The organism is Vibrio sp. J2-3(2022) (genome assembly GCF_021725735.1).
Classification (GTDB): domain Bacteria; phylum Pseudomonadota; class Gammaproteobacteria; order Enterobacterales; family Vibrionaceae; genus Vibrio; species Vibrio diabolicus.
Window position 1 is genome coordinate 22,194 of record NZ_JAKKCK010000012.1, and the last position, 19,775, is coordinate 41,968.

Genomic DNA, 19,775 nt, shown 5'->3' on the forward strand with positions numbered 1-19,775 from the left:
GTATGCGGGAGCTTCGGTAATGCGTTGCTCACACCTTAACAGGGCGTTATATGCTTTAGGGATTTCTGAACAGGATGTTTTTGATACTAGCAATATTGGGTGCTATCTACCTGTTATTTAAGCTGTACCAAGAAGGCGAAGAGATAGGTTGGAATAGAATTTTAGTTACTATCTTTTTTGTCAGCTATTCAGCTCTGTATTTGTGTGTTCCACCTTTCTTAGGCATGAATAACCAATATGCAGGTAAAATGTACGAATTAGTTCCAATCGGGTGCTATTTCATGGCGTTACTTCCCGATATGGAAGAAGCAGAAACTGAGGCGAAAGCCTTTGTATTTTTCGCTTGGTGTGGTCTTATTCTCATAGCATCTTTCTTGGTTTACTTTAAGTTGTATGTGTGGTGATGGGTGCCAGTACGCATATAACAAACTGTTCAAGAGGGATTCACAACGCGTGGCATTTTCACTATGCGTTGGTTTAAGTGATTAAGGTGGTATGCGGCGGCATCGGTATTGCGTTGTTCACCCCTTAACAGGGCGTTATATGCTTTCAACTATAAATCAGTAAATAGGCTAGGAAAAATTATGAGTAAAGGATTATTGCTAATCGATATACAGAACGACTACTTCTTAGGCGGTGCTATGGAATTGGAGGGTATGGAAGATGCAGCTCGCAATTGTGCTCGACTGCTTTCTTACTTCCGAGAGCAAGAGTTACCAGTTTTTCATATTCAGCACATAGCCACGCGTGAAGGTGCGACCTTTTTCATTCCAAATACTTTCGGTTGCAAAATACACGAACTAGTTGAGCCGATGGAGAATGAGCCAGTGATTGTTAAGAATTATCCAAGTTCATTTAGGGAAACTAATTTAAATGAACTTCTTAACTCACAAGGGGCTGATGAACTTGTAATATGCGGTGCAATGACGCATATGTGTATTGACACAACGACAAGGGCAGCATTTGATTTGGGTTATAAATGCACTGTTATATCAGACGGTTGTGCAACGAAGAGTTTAGAGTTTGACGGTAAGCAAGTCTTGGCTTCTGACGTCCAGGCTGCTTATATGGCGGCGCTTAGTGTTCCGTTTGCTCAAGTGGTTTCAACAAATGCTTTGGTTGCTTCATTGTAGCACGCATATAACAAACAATTTAAGAGTGATTCGGCACGCGTGGCATTTTTAGTATGCGTTAGTTTTAGCGGTTAAGGTGGTATGCGGCAGCATCGGCATTGCGTGCCTCACACCTTAATTGGGCGTTATGTGACAGGTATGAAATTCGAACATAAGAAAGTAGAACCAAGTAACAGTGACTTTCAGTCGTTAGTCGCTGAATTGAACTCATCGCTTACTCAAATTACGAGTGACTCTGGTGAAAGTTCGTTTGCATCTGATACTTTTGATTCATCGAAAGATGGGTGCATAGTGGTATATCAAAATAATGTCGCAGTCGCATGCGGGGTGTTTCGATACCATGAAAGTGAAGTTTGTGAACTAAAGCGAATGTATTCCAACAAATATGGTGCAGGGTCTTAGTTACTGGAACAACTCGAACGCTACGCAGTCAACAAAGGGTATCGAAGAGCGATTCTGTCGACACGTAGAGTTAACTCAAAAGCAGTCAGTTTCTATGAACGCAACTCTTACTCAGAATCGGCCGCGTATGGTAAATACATAGGTGTAAAACGCTCAATCTGCCTATCAAAGGTGCTAGTCACATAACAAAGCGTTTAAGACGGATTCACAACGCTTGGCATTTTTGGTTTGAATCAGCTTTAGTGTTTACGGCACAATGGTTTAGGTTGGGGGGCGCGTTGTTCACCACTTAACGCGGCGTTATAACTCTTTTGTCATTTCATCATTACTTCTCAGAAGCAAAGAGGGCTAACCTATGAAAACTAGAATATTAGTCGGTACCATTTGGGTTGCTGTTTTTAGTTTGGGACTCAACGCAAGCCCTCTAAGCACTCAAAGTGATGAACGATTGTTCAAAAATTTTGCTCTTTCATCTTGTATCGCAACCAAATACAAGGGCTCTGATGTGGCTAAAGATGCGGTCACAGCAATGCAAGGTTATCGAGAGTTCTCGGATTTGCCTTTGGAGGTATTCTTTGATCTAAGTGAGTTATTGGAAAGCGGAAATACTACAGCTTACAAATCAAAAAATGGTAGCGTGATAGAGTTAGGCTATTGTATCGATTTCTCTAATTCGGACGTCGTGCATAAGCTGTACTCAAAGGCAAAATCAGAGTTATAACAATCTGTTTAAGAGTGATTCGCAACGCGTGGCATTTTCACTATGCGTTGGTTTTAATGTTTAAGGTGGTATGCAGGGGATTCGGTATTGCGTTGCTCACACCTTAACAGGGCGTTATAGCAATTAGGAAACTTCGGAGGTTATGATGAAACTAATCCGTAAACTATTGCTAACTATAGAGGAAAATCCAAGACAGTTAGAAGTTGAAGGATACGATAAAAACCAAGTTAAATATCATGCGTTACTTTTAATTGAAGCCGGATTTTTAGATGGAAATGTGTCAGATACTTTGGCTAATACTTCCGTAGTTCCAAGTTTTGTTTCTGTTAATCGATTAACTTGGGACGGACACGAATTTTTAGACAATATCCGCAAAGAAGAAGTTTGGAATACAATTAAGACGGAATTTAAAGATGCGAGCATCTCAACTGTGTTTAGTATCGGAAAGCAGTTAACTGAAAATTATGCAAAGAAAAAATTGAGTTCTTTGCTGGGCGAATAATTGCCATAACAAACAGTTCAAGAGGGATTCAGCACGCGTGGCATTTTCGTTATGCGTTGATTTTGGTGTTGAAGTGCCATGCGGCGGCTTGGTCATTGCGTGCTTCACCCCTTAACTGGGCGTTAGGCATCAGAGGAAAGTTATGGAAAACACGTTAATCACATTAGCTAGATTTCACTATGAACTCGGGATGATCGGATATGATGAATATAAAGAGCGTATTGAGGTCGCGTTATGGCTTTCAGATACTGGAGAAATATCTGCGGATCCACGACTAGATAGCGATGAGGATAATCCGGATGAAAATCATGAACTAAACGAGGATGAAGTACAGCCAGTAAGTATCCGCTCATCCACTGAAAAAACTGGCGAAGAAAGAGACAACTGGCTTGAAATTGTGTGTTTGGGTTTGTGGGTTTTTACTAAAGCAGATCCTGATTCTTATCCATCAATTCCACATGGCCACTACAAAAGTCAAAATAGACCTTGGCCAAAGTTAAACCCATATACAGGTCGTGTTTTTAGTTCCAAGCATCAAGAAGACAAGAGTCAAAGGTTATCCAAAAAAGAAATGAGAAATATTTGGCGTAACAAGACCGCTAAGAATGCCAAAGTGGTAATAATGCCTAACAAACTGTTTAAGAGTGATTCGCAACGCGTGGCATTTTTACTATGCGTTGGTTTTAGTGATTAAAGTGGTATGCGGAAGCAACGGTATTGCGTTGCTCACACCTTAACAGGGCGTTAGGCATTTCGAAAGCGGCTAGATGCTACAATTAATCTAGTTGAACTTCGGGGTGTTGAATATGAGTCTAAGATTTTCCTTGCCTTTCATTGTTCTATTAATTGCTGGTTGTGGTCAACCAAAAGACTTTGATGACTGTATATTACAGAGTATGAAAGGAGTCGATAGTGATTTAGGCGCAGAACAGATATATATGTCATGCCGTAAAAAATTTCCCGAAGGTTCAGAGTACAGAGGCAAAGAGCGAGCTTTAAACACCTTAGAATTGATGAACTTGAACGGACGAGCTGGTATCCAGTTTCAAGATGTATATCGTGGTAGCTTATACAATGGTAATAAAGATATCACCGTAACGTCAGTGACAATATCGATTGAAAGTAAGCTTGGTGAAAAGACTGATACTCGCCACTATGAAATTAAAAATGAATTACCTCCATTGTCGACTCGGTCATTTAGTATCAAAATTTTAGCCGGTGATGCGGGTTCTGAATATTCTTGGTCAATTACTGGTGCAAAAGGTGTTAGATAAAAATGCCTAACAAACTGTTTAAGAGTGATTCGCAACGCGTAGCATTTTTACTATGCGTTGGCTTTAGTGTTTAAGGTGGTATGCGGGGCCTTCGGTATTGCGTTGCTCACACCTTAACAGGGCGTTATGTGCTTGGAGGGAAAAATGAATTCAAAGGAAGTTGTCGTAGCATTTTGGGAAGCAATGAAAACTAATGATTTCGCGAAAGCGAGCGAGTGGCTTAGCCCGGATTTTGAAGGGTTTTGGCCTCAATCTGGTGAGCTTACTGTTGGACGAGACAATTTCATAGCAATCAACTCTTACTATCCAGCAAATGGCATTTGGGAATTCGTCGTTCATTCAGTTGTCTGCGATGGCGAAACGGTAGTCACTGATGTTTCTATAACTGATAGCGTTCAAAAGGCGCGTGCTATTACTTTTCATACTGTAGAAAATGGGCTTATTCAAAAACAAAAAGAGTTCTGGCCAGAACCAATGGAAGCACAAGAATGGCGCTCGAAGTGGGTGAGTTTTGTACAATAATAGGCTACGCACATAACAAAGCGTTCAAGAGGGATTCTCAACGCTTGGCGGTTTCGGTTCAAAGTTTAGCTTTTGTGTTTATGGCACAATGGTTTAACTTGGGGGTATAGCGTTGTTCATCCCTTAACGCGGCGTTAGCTTTCAAGGAGTAATTGTGCAACTCAATCTCAATACGTTTTCTATAGAAAGCTTTGTACTTGGCGCAGAGTGTAACTTTCCTGATGGTAGCCATTCTTTTGGATGCTATGTACTAAATGTAGTTAATGGTAAGGTGAACCACATCCATGTCCGCTTGAGTGAGTTTTATTCAAGAGGAGATGTGTTTAAAGGAGATCTTCTGTTGGGCAACCGTTATTTGTCAATAAATGATGGTATGCAGCCAGAACAAATAAAGGCGTTATTTTCTAATCATATTGAATACTGGGACGATGGAGTTGAGGTTAATTACCAGTATCTAGTTGATGGTATTGAGTTAGAATTTAGTTGGCATTACCTAGGAAAGAAACTCATAGCAAATTACATTGCATTGGAAATAGAAAGCTAACAATAAATTTAAGAGTGATTCGCAACGCGTGGCATTTTCACTATGCGTTGGTTTTAGTGTTTAAGGTGGTATGCGGAAGCATCGGTATTGCGTTGCTCACACCTTAACAGGGCGTTAGTTTGCAAGAGGAAAAACGCAGCCATATCGCAAGATCTAGTGGTAAAAGCTCAAAGCTGAAATTGTCGTATTGGCGTTCAATTTCAGTGTTAATTAGCGTGGTGAAAATCCAAAATTGGCATCGTTTCAACGGTTGATTTGTTCTTTGGTGCGGCGACTTTGGGGTTAACTGAGTCGAACTTTTTTGCTGAAACTCTGCTCGTTGAGTTTGTTGGTACAAAAGCAGATTTACTTGCTGAAAGGACGCTTTCTCTGGTGCGGTAAGTTCACTTGGTTTCAGTGGCTTTATTGAAAGTCCGCATTGTGAGATTGGTTTTCCAAAAGTGCTTTTTGGTGTTGTGAGTTCGTTTTCTGCGGCGTTGTTTGTTCCACGTGGTTTCATTGAGTAGCCGCTTTGAGACTACGCCTGACTTAGCTGCATCAAAGTACATAAAGTTTGTTGTTCGCAAAGTTTAAAACAACGTAAAATCAACCCTTTGGGTCTGCAAACTAACAAACTGCTCAAGAGGGATTCACAACGCGTGGCATTTTTACTATGCGTTGATTTTAGTGATTAAGGTGGTATGCGGCGGCTACGGTATTGCGTTGTTCACCCCTTAGCAGGGCGTTATGTTTACTTGTATTTCAAAGGCTTAAAGTTCTTAAGCTCTAGTTCTTTGTCCCTCTGGCAATTCGTCCCTAGTAGACTCAGCAAATTCGCGTTGTCTGCCTAAGTTCTTGAATCTCTCAGGCCGTAAAGCATGCCAATATTCGTGGGTTGCTTCATTATCAGGTCGTGGCGGTCGGCTTCTCGTTTAACTAGCTTAAAGTCGCTTTTAGATTCTTAGTCAATTAGCATTTCAGCTTGGCAGTTGCCTCGGCAATTAGCCATTGTTTTGCGCTTTGGTTGGTAAGAAAGGGCGTTTGTTGTTTCTTAGTTGGGTTGCCTCATTGGGCAGGGAAGTGGAAGTACTTGTTTTAGGTTAATCGCCTTTGGCGGCCAAGTTGGTTCTATCCTTATGGTTTGCTTCAGAAAACTAGTCAGAAATAGTAGTTCTTTCTCAAGTAAATCATGTGTTTGTGGTAAAACATAACAAACAATTTAAGAGGGATTCCCAACGCTTGGCATTTTTGCTTCTACTTCAATTTTAGTGGTTACGGTACAATGCTATAGGTTGAGTGGTAGCGTTGCTCACCCCTTAATTGGGCGTTATATTTCTTTTTAGTTCAGTACGTTATAATGTTAAAACTCAAGTCGAAAGTCGAAAGTCGAAAGCCGAAACGTGAATACGTCTCTCAGTGGTGGTCTCCTGAGACTGATGATGGCAGCCTCGATTTACTTTGCGTCAAATCCACCTGTTTTTGTGGTGCAGTTTCTCTTAGCGGAAATTGTGGGGTTTTTAACTAGTCAGACTAAGGAGGGAGAGCTTATGGGTATGAAAATTATCAACAAAATTAGTAGTCAATTTAAGCAACTTTCAAAATGTGTTGCCATGTTTTGGGAGAACCACCGCTCTTTTAAGTTTAACTTACTGATGATCTGGTGCAACTCCAGTGAAAAGAGCAAATTAGTAGGTGCGCATAGCCCAAATTACCTATAGCGCACTGAAATATAACAAGCAATTTAAGAGGGATTCACAACGCTCGGCATTTTTGCTTCTACTTCAAATTTAGTGTTTATGGCACAATGCTTTAGGTTTGGGTGGAGGCGTTGTTCACCCCTTAATTGGGCGTTATGAAGCAAGGCAGGTCTTTACAACCCGCCTGCTATTTAGAAGATTACTCGAACAGAGTAGTCACCAAATCGAGGAGATGAGCCTTCGATTTGAAATACGTCATTATCCCAACTGTATGTAACATTTGACCAATTCGCATCAAATTCGATATGGATGTTATCAGTATCAAAGTTGTCACTTGGACGCTCTTCAAAACGGATTTTTCCAAATTCATGGGTAGTTCTTGAAAGCCACATATCCGTAATTGTGTTTTCTACGTTTGATGCGGATTGAAAAGTAACTTGTAGGTGCTGGAAAATTGCATCACCATTTCCTACTTCGGGAAAGTCAAAGTTGTCTTGCAGCTATTGCAGTGCAGCAGAAGACTGTGTATCTATGCCTGTATAGCTCACGTTGTTTCCTTATTAATAGTGTGTGCTTATTAAAGTGAGGGCATAATGTTGTTTTTCAATGCTGTCACTAAAAATTGCTTCATAACAAAGCATTTAAGAGTGATTCCCAACGCTTGGCATTTCTCATTCTATCGTTGGGGTTTGTGTCTACGGTGGTATGGTTAAGTTTCGTGGTAGCGTTGCTCACACCTTAATGCGGCGTTATACCTCTTAGGGAAATTATGAAGAAATTACTAACAGCAGCCATGGGATTATTCGTTTCAAATACCAACGCAAATATTAGCTGGGAAGATTTTGTTACTGAAGCGCATACTGCTCTGACAGAAAAGCAGAACAAGCTGATGAGCGAATTCAAACTTGGTGAACATGAGCGTTTCGACTGGGACCAGGAAAGCGGTACTCTTATATTTTCAAACGATGGAAAGGTTGCTGTTATTGCAAAAGTACAGTTCGTCGGTTCCATTTCTACCACGTCAAATACATGGCTTTGGTCTTGGGCGAATTCTTACATTTATGACAATGTAAAAGATCAAATGCACATCGTTCGAGAGTTTGGCGAATCAAAAGGCTATGAATCGCTTACCATAGACAAGTGGCAAGCGGATGAGATTGATGGGTGGGAAATGACTTCCGTAACCTCTTATCTTTTGGAAGCTAAAGGCGCTTACCGAACCACGGAAGAGACGGGGTTTACTTACATGGTGATAACTGACATAAGTTGGGCAAACTAGGTATAACAAACTGTTTAAGAGTGATTCGCAACGCGTGGCATTTTCACTATGCGTTAGGTTTAGTGGTTAAGGTGGTATGCGGAAGCTTTGGTATTGCGTTGCTCACACCTTAACAGGGCGTTATGCCTATAAGAGGAAATATGGATAGTAAATGGGAGTGCTTTGGGTGCGGGTATAGCAATGAACACTCATCATTGAAGTGTGAAAAGTGCGGGTCTTTAGGCAAAGAGCTTGCAAACAAGCAGATGGCAAACCACCTGTTAGGGAATGACAAAGTGAAATCGAAGTTTGAATACTGCTGTGATAAATGTGGTTCAGAGTCATATGAGATTGGTGAGTTAAGAGCCAGTGGTGGATTTTGGAGTACATTTTTCAATTACAATAAACACCGTTTTTATTTCTTATCATGCAGTAGTTGCGGTCACACTGAGTTTTACAAACGAGGTCTAGGTACTGGACAAAAAATACTAGATTTTCTAGGTGGTTAGCATAGGCATAACAAACTGTTTAAGAGTGATTCGCAACGCGTGGCATTTTTACTATGCGTTGGTTTTAGTGATTAAGGTGGTATGCGGCGGCTCTGGTATTGTGTTGCTCACACCTTAACAGGGCGTTATGTATCCGAGTTTCGAAAGAATGATCGCACTATTTAATATGAAACAGGTTTGATTATTTTGAGTGTGTTAGAGTACTTTTTTTTTGTTTCAGTGAGGTACGTACAGTGTCAGTAATTCAATTTGCCAAGTTATGGAAAAACCATCCATACCCAAAATCTCCTTGTGATAGGGCTCATTTTCCTAATCAGTGTGCTATTCGTATGGGGGTTGCTCTGGAGGAAACAGGTATCGACACTTCAACTTTTGACCAAAAATATCCTAATAGGCGCTGCTACCCTGGCTTTAAACATAGTCCGAGACACATTTTAGCAGCCCAAGAGTTAGCAAATTGGATCTCTGTTAACCCTAATATATTTGGAAATAAAGAGCTTATTAAAGATCAAAGAGAAAAATCATTAATTGGTCGGAGAGGGATTATCTTTATCAGGAATGGGTGGGGTAGTACCGATCACATTGACGTTTGGGATGGCGAGCATATGAAGGGAGGCGCCCCTGATTGGATTAATCTTGGTGATGAAGTTTGGTTTTGGGAGATAAAACAGTGAAACAAATAACTGCGCTACTTTTATCGTTTGTTAGTTTTTCTTCGTTAGCATTTAATCTGTCAGTTAACAATGGATCATCTTGTACTTTGTTTGAAGAGTCTACCATTTTTGAAACAAAACTAACTTCTCCATGTAATTGGGCAGTTAATGCTCAAGGTGATTTACAGACACTCAGTGTAAAAGGTAACAAAGTAGCCATTCTTCTAGGTCAACCTATATCTTCTAATCAAGCTGAAAAATGGGGGGTAAGTGTCGAACAGAACTGTTCTCTTGAATCTGTTGGTGTAATGATTGATGAGGTTTCAAAAGTAATCGCGGTCAGTAAGCCGCTTGAAGGGGCATTGTTGTGCCCGGTTCTTCCTATAGATCATGTGTTTTTCAAAAGCTACAATTGGTCTCTCTAGCCGCTATACATAACAAAGCATTTAAGAGTGATTCCCAACGCTTGGCATTTTCAGTTCAAGGTTGGGTTTCGTGTTTTTTGGCGCAATGGTTTAGGTTCGTAGTAGCGTTGCTCACACCTTAATGCGGCGTTATAAGCTATCCGTAGTTGTAGGTTTGGAGAGTTAGGTGTACGAAACCCGTAAAGCTGAAAATAGTGACTATGAGTTCCTATTCGAACTTAAGAAATCAGCAGAATTTGAACCAATCAAAGCGGTATTTGGTTGGAACGACAGTGTTCAAAGAGAAATTCACCACAATGAGTGGGGCGAAGAAAAGCCAACCATAATCGAAGTTGATGGAGTCGCAGTTGGCAGTTACTTGGTGCAGTGCCATTCTGAGTATCTGTACTTTGGTCGCTTTTTCCTATTACCAGAATATCAGGGTAAAGGAATTGGTAGCCAAGTATTAAAAGCAGTCATTGAGCTTGCTGAACAAAAGTCGTTACCGATAAAGCTTTGCTACTTACAAGGAAACCGAGTAGGGCAACTTTACCAAAGGTTTGGCTTTGAGGTTACAGGGCAGGACGAACAGTTCGTGCACATGCTTAAACCACGCTTATAACAAACTGTTTAAGAGTGATTCGCAACGCGTGGTATTTTTACTATGCGTTGAATTTAGTGTTTAAGGTGGTATGTGGCGGCATCGGTATTGCGTTGCTCACACCTTAACAGGGCGTTAGTTTGCAAGAGGAAAAACGCAGCTATATCGCAAGATCTAGTGGTAAAAGCGCAAAGTCGAAATTGTCATATCTGCGTTCAATTTCAGTGTTAACTAGCGTGGTGAAAACCCAAAATTGGCATCGTTTCAACGGTTGATTTGTTCTTTGGTATGGCGACTTTGGGGTTAACTGAGTTGAACTTTTTTGCTGAAACTCTACTCGTTGAGTTTGTTGGTACAAAAGCCGATTTACTCGCTGAAATGGCGTTTTCTCTGGTGTGGAAAGTTCACGTGGTTTCAGTGACTTTGTTCAAAGTCACGCATTGTGAGATTGGTTTTCCAAAAGCGCTTTTTGGTGTTGTGAGTTCGTTTTCTGCGGCGTTGTTTGTTCCACGTGGTTTCATTGAGTAGCCGCTTTGAGACTACGCCTGGCTTAAGTGCATCAAAGCACATAAAGTTTGTTATTTGCAAAGTTTAAAATAACGTAAAATCAACCCTTTGGGTCTGCAAACTAACAAACTGTTTAAGAGTGATTCGCAACGCGTGGCACTTTTACTATGCGTTGTATGTAGTGTTTGAGGTGGTATGCGGCGGCATTGGTACTGCGTTGCTCACACCTTAACAGGGCGTTAGTACGGGTTTGAAATCAAAGGTCATAAGTTTTGGTGTTTATCTGTTTTGGCGCTCGTGTTTACACCTTTCAGTTAGTGCCTTTCACGTTCTTTCCGGTGGCACTATATGCGGAGTGTTTGCTTTGATTTCACCGTTTACGGTCTCTAACTCTTAGCCTATTTCTGTGGCGCTTCTTCTCTTTCGTGGCTTTTACTAAGTCAGAATTGTCTTTCTTTGGTATTGCCGTCGAAGTGCGAGGATCGAATCCTTTTCTAATTTGAAGCCAGTGAAAGTAGGGCAGTTCAATGTGTTTTTCTTCTAGCCAGCTTTCGTCTTTCAATCGGGGTAAAGTTTTGTAGCTGCCCGTCTCACTTCAGTGTTCGAAGCCTTTCATATCATGCCACTTTTCAATATCTTGGAGCGCATAAATAGAAGTAGCGCATGTACTAACAAATTGCCTAAGAGTGATTCGTAACACGTGGCATTTTTACTTTGCGGTGGCTTATGTGATTAGGGCGCTGTGCGGTAGCTTTTGTATTGCGTTACTCACACCTTAGCAAGGCGTTATACGCCAGAGTTCTCCTCGTGCTAGATAAAATATAAATTGAGTAATAAATGACGATACAACAATACTCGCCAATCAACTACGATGGCTCTCGGAAAGTATTCAAAGATGAGTCAGCAAACATTGCGGCTTTGACAGATATCATCACACGCAGGTTGGCGCAAAGTGAAGAGTGGAATTATGTCAACCCAGGAGATTTAGGGTTTGAAATCTACACCAAAACGTTATATCTGAATTTAGCTGACATTGACAGTGCATTGCACTCTCTTGTCGCTTGGCAATATTTTGACTCAAAAAGTATTGAATATGCCTTACTGGAGGGTGGCGAAAAGATTACGATTTCGTTACCAAACAAAGAGGTGTCATTTAGCTTTCACACTGGCAAGGATTACCGTGGGATTGAAGGTAACGATCTAACGGTATCAACATGGCGCTCCTTGTTGTGCGAAGATTTTGATAGCGCAAGACGCTTCGTTGAAATCGTGGATCACCCGCAAATTGAGTGGCAAAGTGAGTCTGATAAGATTTTACTCAAGATGCTCGGGTGCGTTTTTGGCTTGACTGATGGCGAGCCTACGGATTTGATTCAGGAGTACGTCAACTTTAGTGCTTCCGAGCCGGTGAATCACGGTGAACCTGATGCTGTCACCTACCTTCATTTACCAATGATCGATGTCATAATGAAAGTATTTGGTGGCGCTGATGAAAAAACCTACCAAAAGGCAATGTACTCGGCAGTTCAAAATCACCATGAATATTGGAGCCAGCCACGTTTGAATGATTCAAGACACGGCTATTTCTCCATGCAACTGACCACCCTGGCCAAAGTCGCCTTTGCAAGGCATGGTTACTGCATTGGTTTTGAGACTGACTACGTACCAGAGGCGTTCTGTAACCAACCGCTACCCACGTTGAGCTATGATTTTTTAAATAAATACACAGCACAAGAACACGACTAAACGGTATTACCTCTTCTAGTTTGCGTATAACAAACTGTTTAAGAGTGATTCGCAACGCGTGGCATTTTTACTATGCGTTGGTTTTAGTGTTTAAGGTGGTATGCGGCGGTTTCGGTATTGCGTTGCTCACACCTTAACAGGGCGTTATGCATCAAGGATATTATGAAGTCTACTAAAGAAAAGATTATTAAACATTACGCAGAGTTCTTTGAAGGTCATGATTTCGAGATATTGTCTTGGGAGCTTGGGCCAATTAAGAAAATTGTACCCGATTTTCAGGTTGTCAGGTTTGCACCTGGCCCTCAAATTAACATGTGGGTGTATTGCTCAGTAGGTGCATCAGAGATTACACACAGTGATTCAGCTCTTCACGAGTTTGTTGTCGTATCACAGATCGAGTCAAATCGTCTAGTTGAAATGCTGGCAATGGTAACTTACTACCATTCGAATCATAATTTGGGTTTTGGCCATACCTTGCCTATTGGTGAGCCTTGGCTTGAGGGTTCTAACTGTGAAAACTGGCTAATTTCGTTGCCGTATCCATTTGGAGAGGACTTGGAAATAATGCCTCTAAATAGTTCCCACGCTCACGTAGCTTGGTTACTTCCTATCACTGACGACGAACGAAATTTCAAAATCAAGCATGACCTAGATGCGCTCGAACAAAAATTTGATGACGCAGAGCTTAAGTACTGGGAAGTAAAGCGGTCTTCGGTAGTGTAAATGTATAACAATCTGTTTAAGAGTGATTCGCAACGCGTGGCATTTTCACCATGCGTTGGTTTTAGTGTTTAAGGTGGTATGCGGCGGCATCGGTATTGCGTTGCTCACACCTTAACAGGGCGTTAGGCATCAAAGGTTACAAATGTACAGCTCGATATTGATACTATTGTATGGCCTTTTGGTTTCGCTTGGTGCAGTTTCTGGTACGTGCACACAGGGAGATGATGGGCGTTTTTATGCTTCGATAATGTCTGGCTCAGTACTGTTCATTGTCATCATGATCAGGCTTCTTCGTGAAAATAGAGGTTCAAAATTTATATGGATTACGCCCTTAATTGCTTTGCTAGTTGCTATGCCAGTAACTTATTTCTGGGCTCCTTTTGTAATTGAAACAGCCATTGAAGGTCATCATTTGTGTGGCAAAGAACTTGATTCTCATTTGGTAGAGTCTGATGCCTGGTCTAGAAGCATACCAACGCTTCATATTGTTTTCTCGTTGGCTATTTTCATGCTTTCATTTTGGAAGTTAATTAGGTCAAAACGGGTAAGTAGTTTGTGGTGACAAGATGCCTAACAAACTGCTCAAGAGGGATTCGCAACGCGTGGCATTTTTACTATGCGTTGAATTTAGTGATTAAGGTGGTATGCGGCGGCTTTTGTATTGCGTTGTTCACCCCTTAGCAGGGCGTTATACGAATAGAGGGAATTTATGTACAAGAGTACTGATTTTAGCTTGGATTCAAAAGAGTTCAGGTTTAAGAAAGACTCATATGCTTTGTCTAAGATAAACAATGCTAGGGTTAAAAAGTTAAGTTTTCTTGATAATTTAGGTCAAGTGTTATTCTGGGTGTTTATTTTTTCAGGGGCTGTTTGGTTAGCCATTCCAAGCTTTGAAGAGGCACCGCAATGGCTACAAGTTTTAGTTCTTAGTTTGACGGCTGTAGGTTTCGTTTTTGCTCTTCTTCGTTGTTCTAAATATGCGCTTCAAGTCGAGTTTCGCCATATAGATGAAACGGGCGTTCAATGGGTTAATGTCGCTAAGTCATACTCAAAGTCAGATTGCGAGTTATTTGAACAACAAGTGCTGGCACTGAAGGAGAAATTCGTATAACAAATTGTTCAAGAGTGATTCGGCACGCGTGGCATTTTTACTATGCGTTGGTTTTAGTGGTTAAGGCGGTATGCGGAGGCTTCGGTATTGCGCGCCTCACACCTTAACAAGGCGTTATACGGAGATATGAATATTGAAGAATGTTGAAGCTTTTTTGGTTAATTCCTTTACTTCGAATGGAACTGGTGGGAATCCTGCTGGTGTAGTGCTTCACGCTGATCACTTGTCGAACGAAGAAAAATTACAAATAGCACAAGTTGTTGGTTACTCGGAAACTGCGTTTGTATCTCTCGATGACGAAGCCGACTTTGAGTTGTCTTTTTTCACCACAACAGGTGAAGTTGATTTCTGTGGACACGCCACATTGGCAGCATTTTCGACTATGTATCAAGACGGAATCATAACGGAAGGTAAATACCTTCAAAGGACTAAAGCAGGTTTGCTTGTGGTAACTATAGAGGCTAATGGTCATATAGTAATGGACCTGAAGTTACCAGAATTTCGTGGGGAGTTTAGTTATGAGGCTATATCAGAGTTAATTGGACTAGACTCGACGCTACTTGAGTCAACTCGGTTACCGATTGAGGTTATTTCAACAGGCTTACCTGATATTATTGTCCCAGTGCCCTTTGGGTATCTTGATCAAATTCAAGTGAATGAAAATTTAACTAGTGAGTTCTGTGAAAGGCATGGTGTAATTGGTATCCATGCTTTTGAGCTGCGTGAGAAAACAAGTAAAGTGACAGCAAGCTGTCGTAATTTCGCTCCATTGGTTGGGATTTCAGAGGAGTCAGCGACAGGAAGTGCGAGCGGTGCATTAGCTTGTTACTTAGCCAAACACCTTCCTAATACACATTCGAATAGCTTTACTTTTGAGCAAGGTCGGGCGATGGAGTGTGTTTCAAGAATTACAGCGTCTGTGGAGTTGAGCGACCAGGGAATTATTAAGGTTAGGGTTGGTGGTTTTGCTCATAAAGTCGGCAGGCAGAAAATCTCCGTATAACAAAGCATTTAAGAGTGATTCGCAACGCTTGCCGTTTTCGCTTCGCTCAAAGTATAGGCAAGCCCTGCTCACACCTTAATGCGGCGTTATGTGCTTGGAGGAAAAATGGAATATTTTCAGTACTATGGAATCGATTGGGTTGCAATGGTACTTACGTTTCTTGCAATTTGGCAAATTGGAAATAAGAACAAAATCGGTTTCATTTTAATGATGTGCGGTAACACTAGTTGGGTAGCAGTTGGTTATCTTACTGGCAGTGTGGCAATGATAATTGCAAATATCATCTTTTTCTCAATGAACCTTAGAGCAATCATCAAATGGTCGACGCCAGAGAAAGAGCCTAAAGTTAGTGTTGCTGAGCAGTCATCTACAAGCTAGAAGTTCGCACATAACAAACTGTTCAAGAGGGATTCGCAACGCGTGGCATTTTCACTATGCGTTGATTTTAGTGATTAAGGTGGTTTACGGCGGCTTTTGTATTGCGTTGCTCACCCCTTAACAGGGCGTTATATTGCACCGATAAATTTGGCTATTTAGAGCTTTAAAATGATAAGAAAGTACAACGAAAATGACATGGATTCAGTTCTTGAAATTTGGCTTAAAGCGTCAGTTAAAGCTCACGATTTCATTTCGGCTGAGTTTTGGGAATCTCAAGTAGAAAACATGCGTAGCATCTACATTCCAGCTTCAGAAACTTACGTTTACGAAGCTGAGTCGAAAGTAGTCGGCTTTTACGCACTGTATGAAAATAGCTTAGCTGCTATATTTGTCTCTCCTGAACTTCAAGGTAAAGGCATTGGTAAGCAACTATTGAGTCATGCTAAAACTCAGAGGGCGGAATTGAGTCTTTCTGTGTACAAGGAAAATCAGGCTAGTTATCAATTCTATTTGTCTCAAGGCTTCAAAGTCGTGAGTGAGCAATTGGATGAGCACACTGGACATCCAGAGTACACTATGAGTTCGGGCATATAACAAACTGTTCAAGAGGGATTCGCAACGCGTGGCATTTTCACTATGCGTTGGTTTTAGTGTTTAAGGCGGTATGCGGTGGCTTCGGTATTGCGTTGCTCACCCCTTAACAGAGCGTTATGTGCTTGGAGGAATTAATATGCAAAAGAAGCAAATTGTAAAATACATATTATTTTTCCTTGGTATTGGAATTGTTATAGCTATTGGCTTTGATCAGCTGTTTTTTCGAGGAAAGCTTATAGGGACTCATCACGGCGTGGTTCTATCTTCGTGGGATAACACAGATGCTCCTGGTAAAAGCCGAAGCATCCACATTTATAGAGCAGCTGTAAAGTTAGAGCATGGTGAGGTTGTACAGGTTATTTGCAAGTCGATCTGTATTGAGGGCAAGGTGGTTATTGTTGAACAGTACAAGCCATTGTTTGGCAGCTACAGCAACTATTACAGTTCATTATTGGCTCCGTCAAAAATGTAACTACACACATAACAAACTGTTCAAGAGGGATTCGCAACGCGTGGCATTTTTACTGTGCGTTGGTTTAAGTGATTAAGGTGGTATGCAGCGGCTTCGGTATTGCGTTGCTCACCCCTTAACAGGGCGTTAGCACTGGGTTGGCATCAAAGGCTAAAAGTTTCTGTTTTTATTGGTTTCTTTTCCTCACTTTACACCTGATCAAATGTGCCTTTCAGGTTCGCTCCGGTGGTACTAGAAGTTAAGTTTTCGCTTTGAGTTTATCGTTTACGGTTTCTAACTTTCGGGCTATTTCTCTGGCGCGGTTTCTTTGGTGCGGTTGATTTCTTGCCTTAAATTCGGATCATTGTCGTGGTTGTTCAAGTCCGATGTTCGAATTCTTTGCAAATTTTATTACTGCGAAAATAGTGTATTTTCGCATGTTTTTCTTCTTGCCAACTTGCGCTTAAAGTTAGTTTTCAGTTTGGCAGCTGTCCGTTTGGTATCAGTGTTTTAAACCATCAGTTTCGTGTTATATTTCAATATCTTGGCGTGTACCAAAGGCTTTAGGGGCAGCGTGCTAACAAACAGTTCAAGTGGGATTCAGCACGCGTGGCATTTTTGGTATGCGGTGGTTTCGGTGTTGAAGTGCCATGCGGTAACATTGGTATTGCGTGCTTCACCCCTTAACTGGGCGTTAGGTGCTTGAAGGAAAAGGTAAGTATGGAAATTGCTTTTCAGCAGATAAACATTGATGATTTCGAATTGTGCGTTGCTGCGAGAAAAGATGCATACTTTTGTAGTTTTGGGCATTACGATGGTTTCGACGATTTCATCAGTGGTTATCGTGAACGAGTATTAGACCGGTTAGCAACATCAGGATGGTTCTATATCCATATATTTGTGGATGGTCAGTTTGCAGGGCAGTTAGAGTTTCGTAGCTTTTCACCCGAGCCGGAGACTGGCTATGTGCATCTCATTTACTTAAAGCCGAACTTTCGTGGTTCAGGACTCGCTGCAAAATTGCAGGATTATATTGTAAGCACTTTGAGTAAAGCGGGTTGTTTGCGTGCAGTACTCTCAGTAAGCCGAACTAACCATCGAGCTCTCACATTCTATAAGCGCTATGGTTGGGAGTTCGTGCGCAAGAATCCCAAGCACGATGAAACAGACTTTTACCAACTTTGGCTACGCACCTAACAAACTGTTCAAGAGGGATTCGCAACGCGTGGCATTTATACTATGCGTTGGTTTAAGTGATTAAGGTGGCATGCGGAAGCTTAGGTATTGCGCTGCTCACCCCTTAACAGGGCGTTATGTGATTGGAGCAACATGGAAAAATTAGCGCATGAAATATGGATATTTGATGGTGAACCCGTTCAGTTCTTAGGGTTGCCTTTTTCCACTCGAATGACGGTTGTTAGACTTTCTAGTGGAGATTTATGGGTTCATAGTCCAATCAAATTATCTGAGTCAATTGCAGAGCAAATTGACAGTTTAGGTTCTGTTAAATATTTAATTGCCCCCAATCATCTACACCACTTGTTCTTATCTGAATGGATTGCGGCCTTTCCAAACGCAGAAGTCTATGGGACAAACGAGGTGATAAAAAAGCGTAGTGATATTTCTTTTCATACATCTCTTAATAACCCGCAAAGTTATGCTTGGGAGCCTGACATTGAACAAGAATTGTTTTCTGGTTCTCCGCTAATGGAAGAATGTGTGTTTTACCATAGCAGTTCAAGTACGTTAATTGTTACTGACCTGGTTGAGAACTTTTCAGGTAAAGACTTTAACTACTGGCAACGGGTTGTGGCCAAAGGTGTTGGTATACTTGCCCCTAATGGGCAAATGCCTTTGGACTGGCGTTTAAGCTTCATGTTTGGTAAAGCGGACGCGCGGAAACACCTCAATAGGTTGTTGTCTTGGAACCCGCAAATATTGGTCATGGCTCACGGTGAAATCGTCACTGAAAATGCAGACAAATTCTTACAAAAGTCTTTCAAATGGTTAGTATGAGAAACCTTTGAGAAAATCACATAACAAAGCATTTAAGAGGGATTCTCAACGCTTGCCGGTCTTGGTTCAAAGTTCAGCTTCAATGTTTATGGCACAATGGTTTAGGTCGGGTGGTTTGCGTTGTTCACCCCTTAATGCGGCGTTATGTTTATCGGAGGAAAAATGCCTGAGTATGCGTTACTAAATAATGTTATCGACTATATGGAAGAGCACGGTCGCACCTACAAATCTGTTAACCTCGATATAGATGAACAACTGGTACAAGAGATTAATGTAGCGAACAAAAGCACTTTTACTCTTGAGCAACTCGAAAAAGCAGCAGACAAGTGTTTAGCACATGAGTGGCTCAATCATGCGTATTTGGGAGGTGGCAACTACAAAGGATTGCAAATAACTCCTAAAGGAATTGGCGTTGCTCGTTCAAAAAAACGTTCAGATGAGCTAAAAGCAAACAGAACGTTTCTGAAAAAAACTTCTGATTACATTGAGGAGCACAAGGGGCTTTTTCTTGTTTTAGGTTTTCTTTTAGCCCTAGCAACACTTGGTCTGAAACTTACGGGGTATTATTAATGGAAGATGGCAACTTTACTGTAGAGCTTAAATGTTTGTTTTGTGATTGTCCTTTAGAGGGAGAGCCTGATCAGGAGTTTTCCTCTGGAGACTTAATAAAATGTCAAAATTGTAATGAATTAAATGATTACGATTCGTTGTTAGACGTTGCGGCTGAAGAGGGGCTAACAATAGTTCAAGCTCACCTAGACGATCATTTAAAAAAGACGTTCGGTAAGCTCTTCAAAAAATAAACATAACAAACTGTTTAAGAGTGATTCGCAACGCGTGGCATTTTCACTATGCGTTAGTTTTAGTGTTTAAGGCGGTATGCGGCGGCTTTTGTATTGCGTTGCTCACACCTTAACAGGGCGTTAGTCGCCAGAAAAAGCTAGCAATCAAAATCATGTTTCTGAGCTTAAAACTTAGCAGCAGTTTTTTGGTATACAGATTCATCGTCGATCACTAGAACTTAGTTTTAGCTGTTTCGAGTCCAAA

The 19,775-nt window shown here is 41.3% G+C and carries 27 protein-coding genes, 1 other RNA gene and 3 pseudogenes; all 31 read left to right on the forward strand.

Going from position 1 to position 19,775, the window contains the following annotated elements:
• Positions 1 to 74 precede the first annotated feature (74 nt).
• The 31 genes and pseudogenes from L3V27_RS22490 (at position 75) to L3V27_RS22730 (ending at position 19,531) form a co-directional block, all read left to right on the forward strand.
• Positions 75 to 404, forward strand: coding sequence for a hypothetical protein (locus L3V27_RS22490; protein ID WP_164666866.1), 330 nt, complete (start codon positions 75 to 77; stop codon positions 402 to 404).
• Positions 405 to 584: 180 nt separating this feature from the next.
• Positions 585 to 1,133, forward strand: a complete 549-nt coding sequence (locus L3V27_RS22500) for a cysteine hydrolase family protein (RefSeq protein WP_237312776.1) — start codon at positions 585 to 587, stop codon at positions 1,131 to 1,133.
• Between the two features lie 138 nt (positions 1,134 to 1,271).
• Complete coding sequence (locus L3V27_RS22510; RefSeq protein ID WP_237312778.1) at positions 1,272 to 1,535, forward strand: hypothetical protein; 264 nt, start codon at positions 1,272 to 1,274, stop codon at positions 1,533 to 1,535.
• A 355-nt stretch (positions 1,536 to 1,890) separates the two neighbouring features.
• Positions 1,891 to 2,256, forward strand: coding sequence for a type VI secretion system amidase immunity protein Tai4 (locus tag L3V27_RS22515; protein WP_237312780.1), 366 nt, complete (start codon positions 1,891 to 1,893; stop codon positions 2,254 to 2,256).
• Positions 2,257 to 2,401: 145 nt separating this feature from the next.
• Positions 2,402 to 2,758, forward strand: coding sequence for a DUF2513 domain-containing protein (locus L3V27_RS22525; RefSeq protein ID WP_237312781.1), 357 nt, complete (start codon positions 2,402 to 2,404; stop codon positions 2,756 to 2,758).
• 4 nt (positions 2,759 to 2,762) lie between these two features.
• Positions 2,763 to 2,873 (forward strand): annotated as a pseudogene (locus L3V27_RS23445) (DUF3265 domain-containing protein); the annotation flags it as partial.
• 27 nt (positions 2,874 to 2,900) lie between these two features.
• On the forward strand, positions 2,901 to 3,452 hold the full coding sequence (locus L3V27_RS23450) for a hypothetical protein (protein WP_346346962.1): 552 nt from the start codon (positions 2,901 to 2,903) through the stop codon (positions 3,450 to 3,452).
• Positions 3,453 to 3,564: 112 nt separating this feature from the next.
• Positions 3,565 to 4,032, forward strand: coding sequence for a hypothetical protein (locus tag L3V27_RS22540; protein WP_237312783.1), 468 nt, complete (start codon positions 3,565 to 3,567; stop codon positions 4,030 to 4,032).
• 144 nt (positions 4,033 to 4,176) lie between these two features.
• A complete protein-coding gene (locus L3V27_RS22550) occupies positions 4,177 to 4,554 on the forward strand; it encodes a nuclear transport factor 2 family protein (RefSeq protein WP_237312784.1) in 378 nt (125 codons plus the stop codon).
• Positions 4,555 to 4,708: 154 nt separating this feature from the next.
• Positions 4,709 to 5,098 (forward strand): hypothetical protein, encoded by a 390-nt coding sequence (locus tag L3V27_RS22555; protein ID WP_103187143.1) that lies wholly within the window; start codon positions 4,709 to 4,711, stop codon positions 5,096 to 5,098.
• Positions 5,099 to 6,468: 1,370 nt separating this feature from the next.
• Positions 6,469 to 6,529: hammerhead ribozyme type II (locus L3V27_RS22570), an RNA gene on the forward strand.
• Positions 6,530 to 7,543: 1,014 nt separating this feature from the next.
• Positions 7,544 to 8,053 carry a DUF6882 domain-containing protein gene (locus L3V27_RS22575; RefSeq protein WP_198421128.1) on the forward strand — a complete coding sequence of 170 codons (510 nt, stop codon included), beginning with the start codon at positions 7,544 to 7,546 and terminating at the stop codon, positions 8,051 to 8,053.
• Between the two features lie 245 nt (positions 8,054 to 8,298).
• On the forward strand, positions 8,299 to 8,541 hold the full coding sequence (locus tag L3V27_RS22585; protein WP_237312802.1) for a zinc ribbon domain-containing protein: 243 nt from the start codon (positions 8,299 to 8,301) through the stop codon (positions 8,539 to 8,541).
• Positions 8,542 to 8,774: 233 nt separating this feature from the next.
• Complete coding sequence (locus L3V27_RS22595; protein ID WP_025769022.1) at positions 8,775 to 9,215, forward strand: T6SS effector amidase Tae4 family protein; 441 nt, start codon at positions 8,775 to 8,777, stop codon at positions 9,213 to 9,215.
• The gene (locus L3V27_RS22600) at positions 9,212 to 9,619 is read left to right on the forward strand and encodes a hypothetical protein (RefSeq protein WP_025769021.1); all 408 of its coding nucleotides are present in this window, start codon (positions 9,212 to 9,214) and stop codon (positions 9,617 to 9,619) included. Before L3V27_RS22595 ends, L3V27_RS22600 begins: the two co-directional genes overlap by 4 nt.
• A gap of 166 nt (positions 9,620 to 9,785) precedes the next feature.
• Positions 9,786 to 10,220 (forward strand): GNAT family N-acetyltransferase, encoded by a 435-nt coding sequence (locus tag L3V27_RS22605; RefSeq protein ID WP_237312786.1) that lies wholly within the window; start codon positions 9,786 to 9,788, stop codon positions 10,218 to 10,220.
• 267 nt (positions 10,221 to 10,487) lie between these two features.
• Positions 10,488 to 10,727 carry a hypothetical protein gene (locus L3V27_RS22615; RefSeq protein WP_237312789.1) on the forward strand — a complete coding sequence of 80 codons (240 nt, stop codon included), beginning with the start codon at positions 10,488 to 10,490 and terminating at the stop codon, positions 10,725 to 10,727.
• Between the two features lie 816 nt (positions 10,728 to 11,543).
• Entirely contained in the window at positions 11,544 to 12,452 is a 909-nt protein-coding gene (locus L3V27_RS22630) for an Imm49 family immunity protein (protein ID WP_021448774.1), read from the forward strand.
• Between the two features lie 34 nt (positions 12,453 to 12,486).
• Positions 12,487 to 12,589 (forward strand): annotated as a pseudogene (locus L3V27_RS22635) (DUF3265 domain-containing protein).
• A gap of 25 nt (positions 12,590 to 12,614) precedes the next feature.
• Entirely contained in the window at positions 12,615 to 13,175 is a 561-nt protein-coding gene (locus L3V27_RS22640) for a suppressor of fused domain protein (RefSeq protein ID WP_237312793.1), read from the forward strand.
• A gap of 142 nt (positions 13,176 to 13,317) precedes the next feature.
• Positions 13,318 to 13,737 (forward strand): hypothetical protein, encoded by a 420-nt coding sequence (locus L3V27_RS22650; RefSeq protein WP_237312794.1) that lies wholly within the window; start codon positions 13,318 to 13,320, stop codon positions 13,735 to 13,737.
• A 147-nt stretch (positions 13,738 to 13,884) separates the two neighbouring features.
• Positions 13,885 to 14,286 carry a hypothetical protein gene (locus tag L3V27_RS22660; protein WP_047010329.1) on the forward strand — a complete coding sequence of 134 codons (402 nt, stop codon included), beginning with the start codon at positions 13,885 to 13,887 and terminating at the stop codon, positions 14,284 to 14,286.
• A gap of 133 nt (positions 14,287 to 14,419) precedes the next feature.
• Positions 14,420 to 15,289, forward strand: a complete 870-nt coding sequence (locus tag L3V27_RS22670; RefSeq protein WP_213904248.1) for a PhzF family phenazine biosynthesis protein — start codon at positions 14,420 to 14,422, stop codon at positions 15,287 to 15,289.
• A 105-nt stretch (positions 15,290 to 15,394) separates the two neighbouring features.
• Positions 15,395 to 15,667, forward strand: coding sequence for a nicotinamide mononucleotide transporter (locus L3V27_RS22675; protein WP_005462157.1), 273 nt, complete (start codon positions 15,395 to 15,397; stop codon positions 15,665 to 15,667).
• Positions 15,668 to 15,835: 168 nt separating this feature from the next.
• Positions 15,836 to 16,261, forward strand: coding sequence for an N-acetyltransferase (locus tag L3V27_RS22685; protein ID WP_042764686.1), 426 nt, complete (start codon positions 15,836 to 15,838; stop codon positions 16,259 to 16,261).
• A 136-nt stretch (positions 16,262 to 16,397) separates the two neighbouring features.
• Positions 16,398 to 16,733, forward strand: a complete 336-nt coding sequence (locus tag L3V27_RS22695; RefSeq protein WP_193289429.1) for a hypothetical protein — start codon at positions 16,398 to 16,400, stop codon at positions 16,731 to 16,733.
• A 558-nt stretch (positions 16,734 to 17,291) separates the two neighbouring features.
• A pseudogene (locus L3V27_RS22705) lies at positions 17,292 to 17,399 on the forward strand (DUF3265 domain-containing protein); the annotation flags it as partial.
• 33 nt (positions 17,400 to 17,432) lie between these two features.
• A complete protein-coding gene (locus L3V27_RS22710) occupies positions 17,433 to 17,909 on the forward strand; it encodes a GNAT family N-acetyltransferase (protein WP_005448219.1) in 477 nt (158 codons plus the stop codon).
• 132 nt (positions 17,910 to 18,041) lie between these two features.
• Positions 18,042 to 18,728 (forward strand): DUF4336 domain-containing protein, encoded by a 687-nt coding sequence (locus L3V27_RS22720; RefSeq protein ID WP_237312796.1) that lies wholly within the window; start codon positions 18,042 to 18,044, stop codon positions 18,726 to 18,728.
• Between the two features lie 162 nt (positions 18,729 to 18,890).
• Positions 18,891 to 19,298, forward strand: a complete 408-nt coding sequence (locus L3V27_RS22725; protein WP_029790602.1) for a hypothetical protein — start codon at positions 18,891 to 18,893, stop codon at positions 19,296 to 19,298.
• A complete protein-coding gene (locus L3V27_RS22730; protein WP_016784599.1) occupies positions 19,298 to 19,531 on the forward strand; it encodes a hypothetical protein in 234 nt (77 codons plus the stop codon). Before L3V27_RS22725 ends, L3V27_RS22730 begins: the two co-directional genes overlap by 1 nt.
• Positions 19,532 to 19,775: the final 244 nt, after the last annotated feature.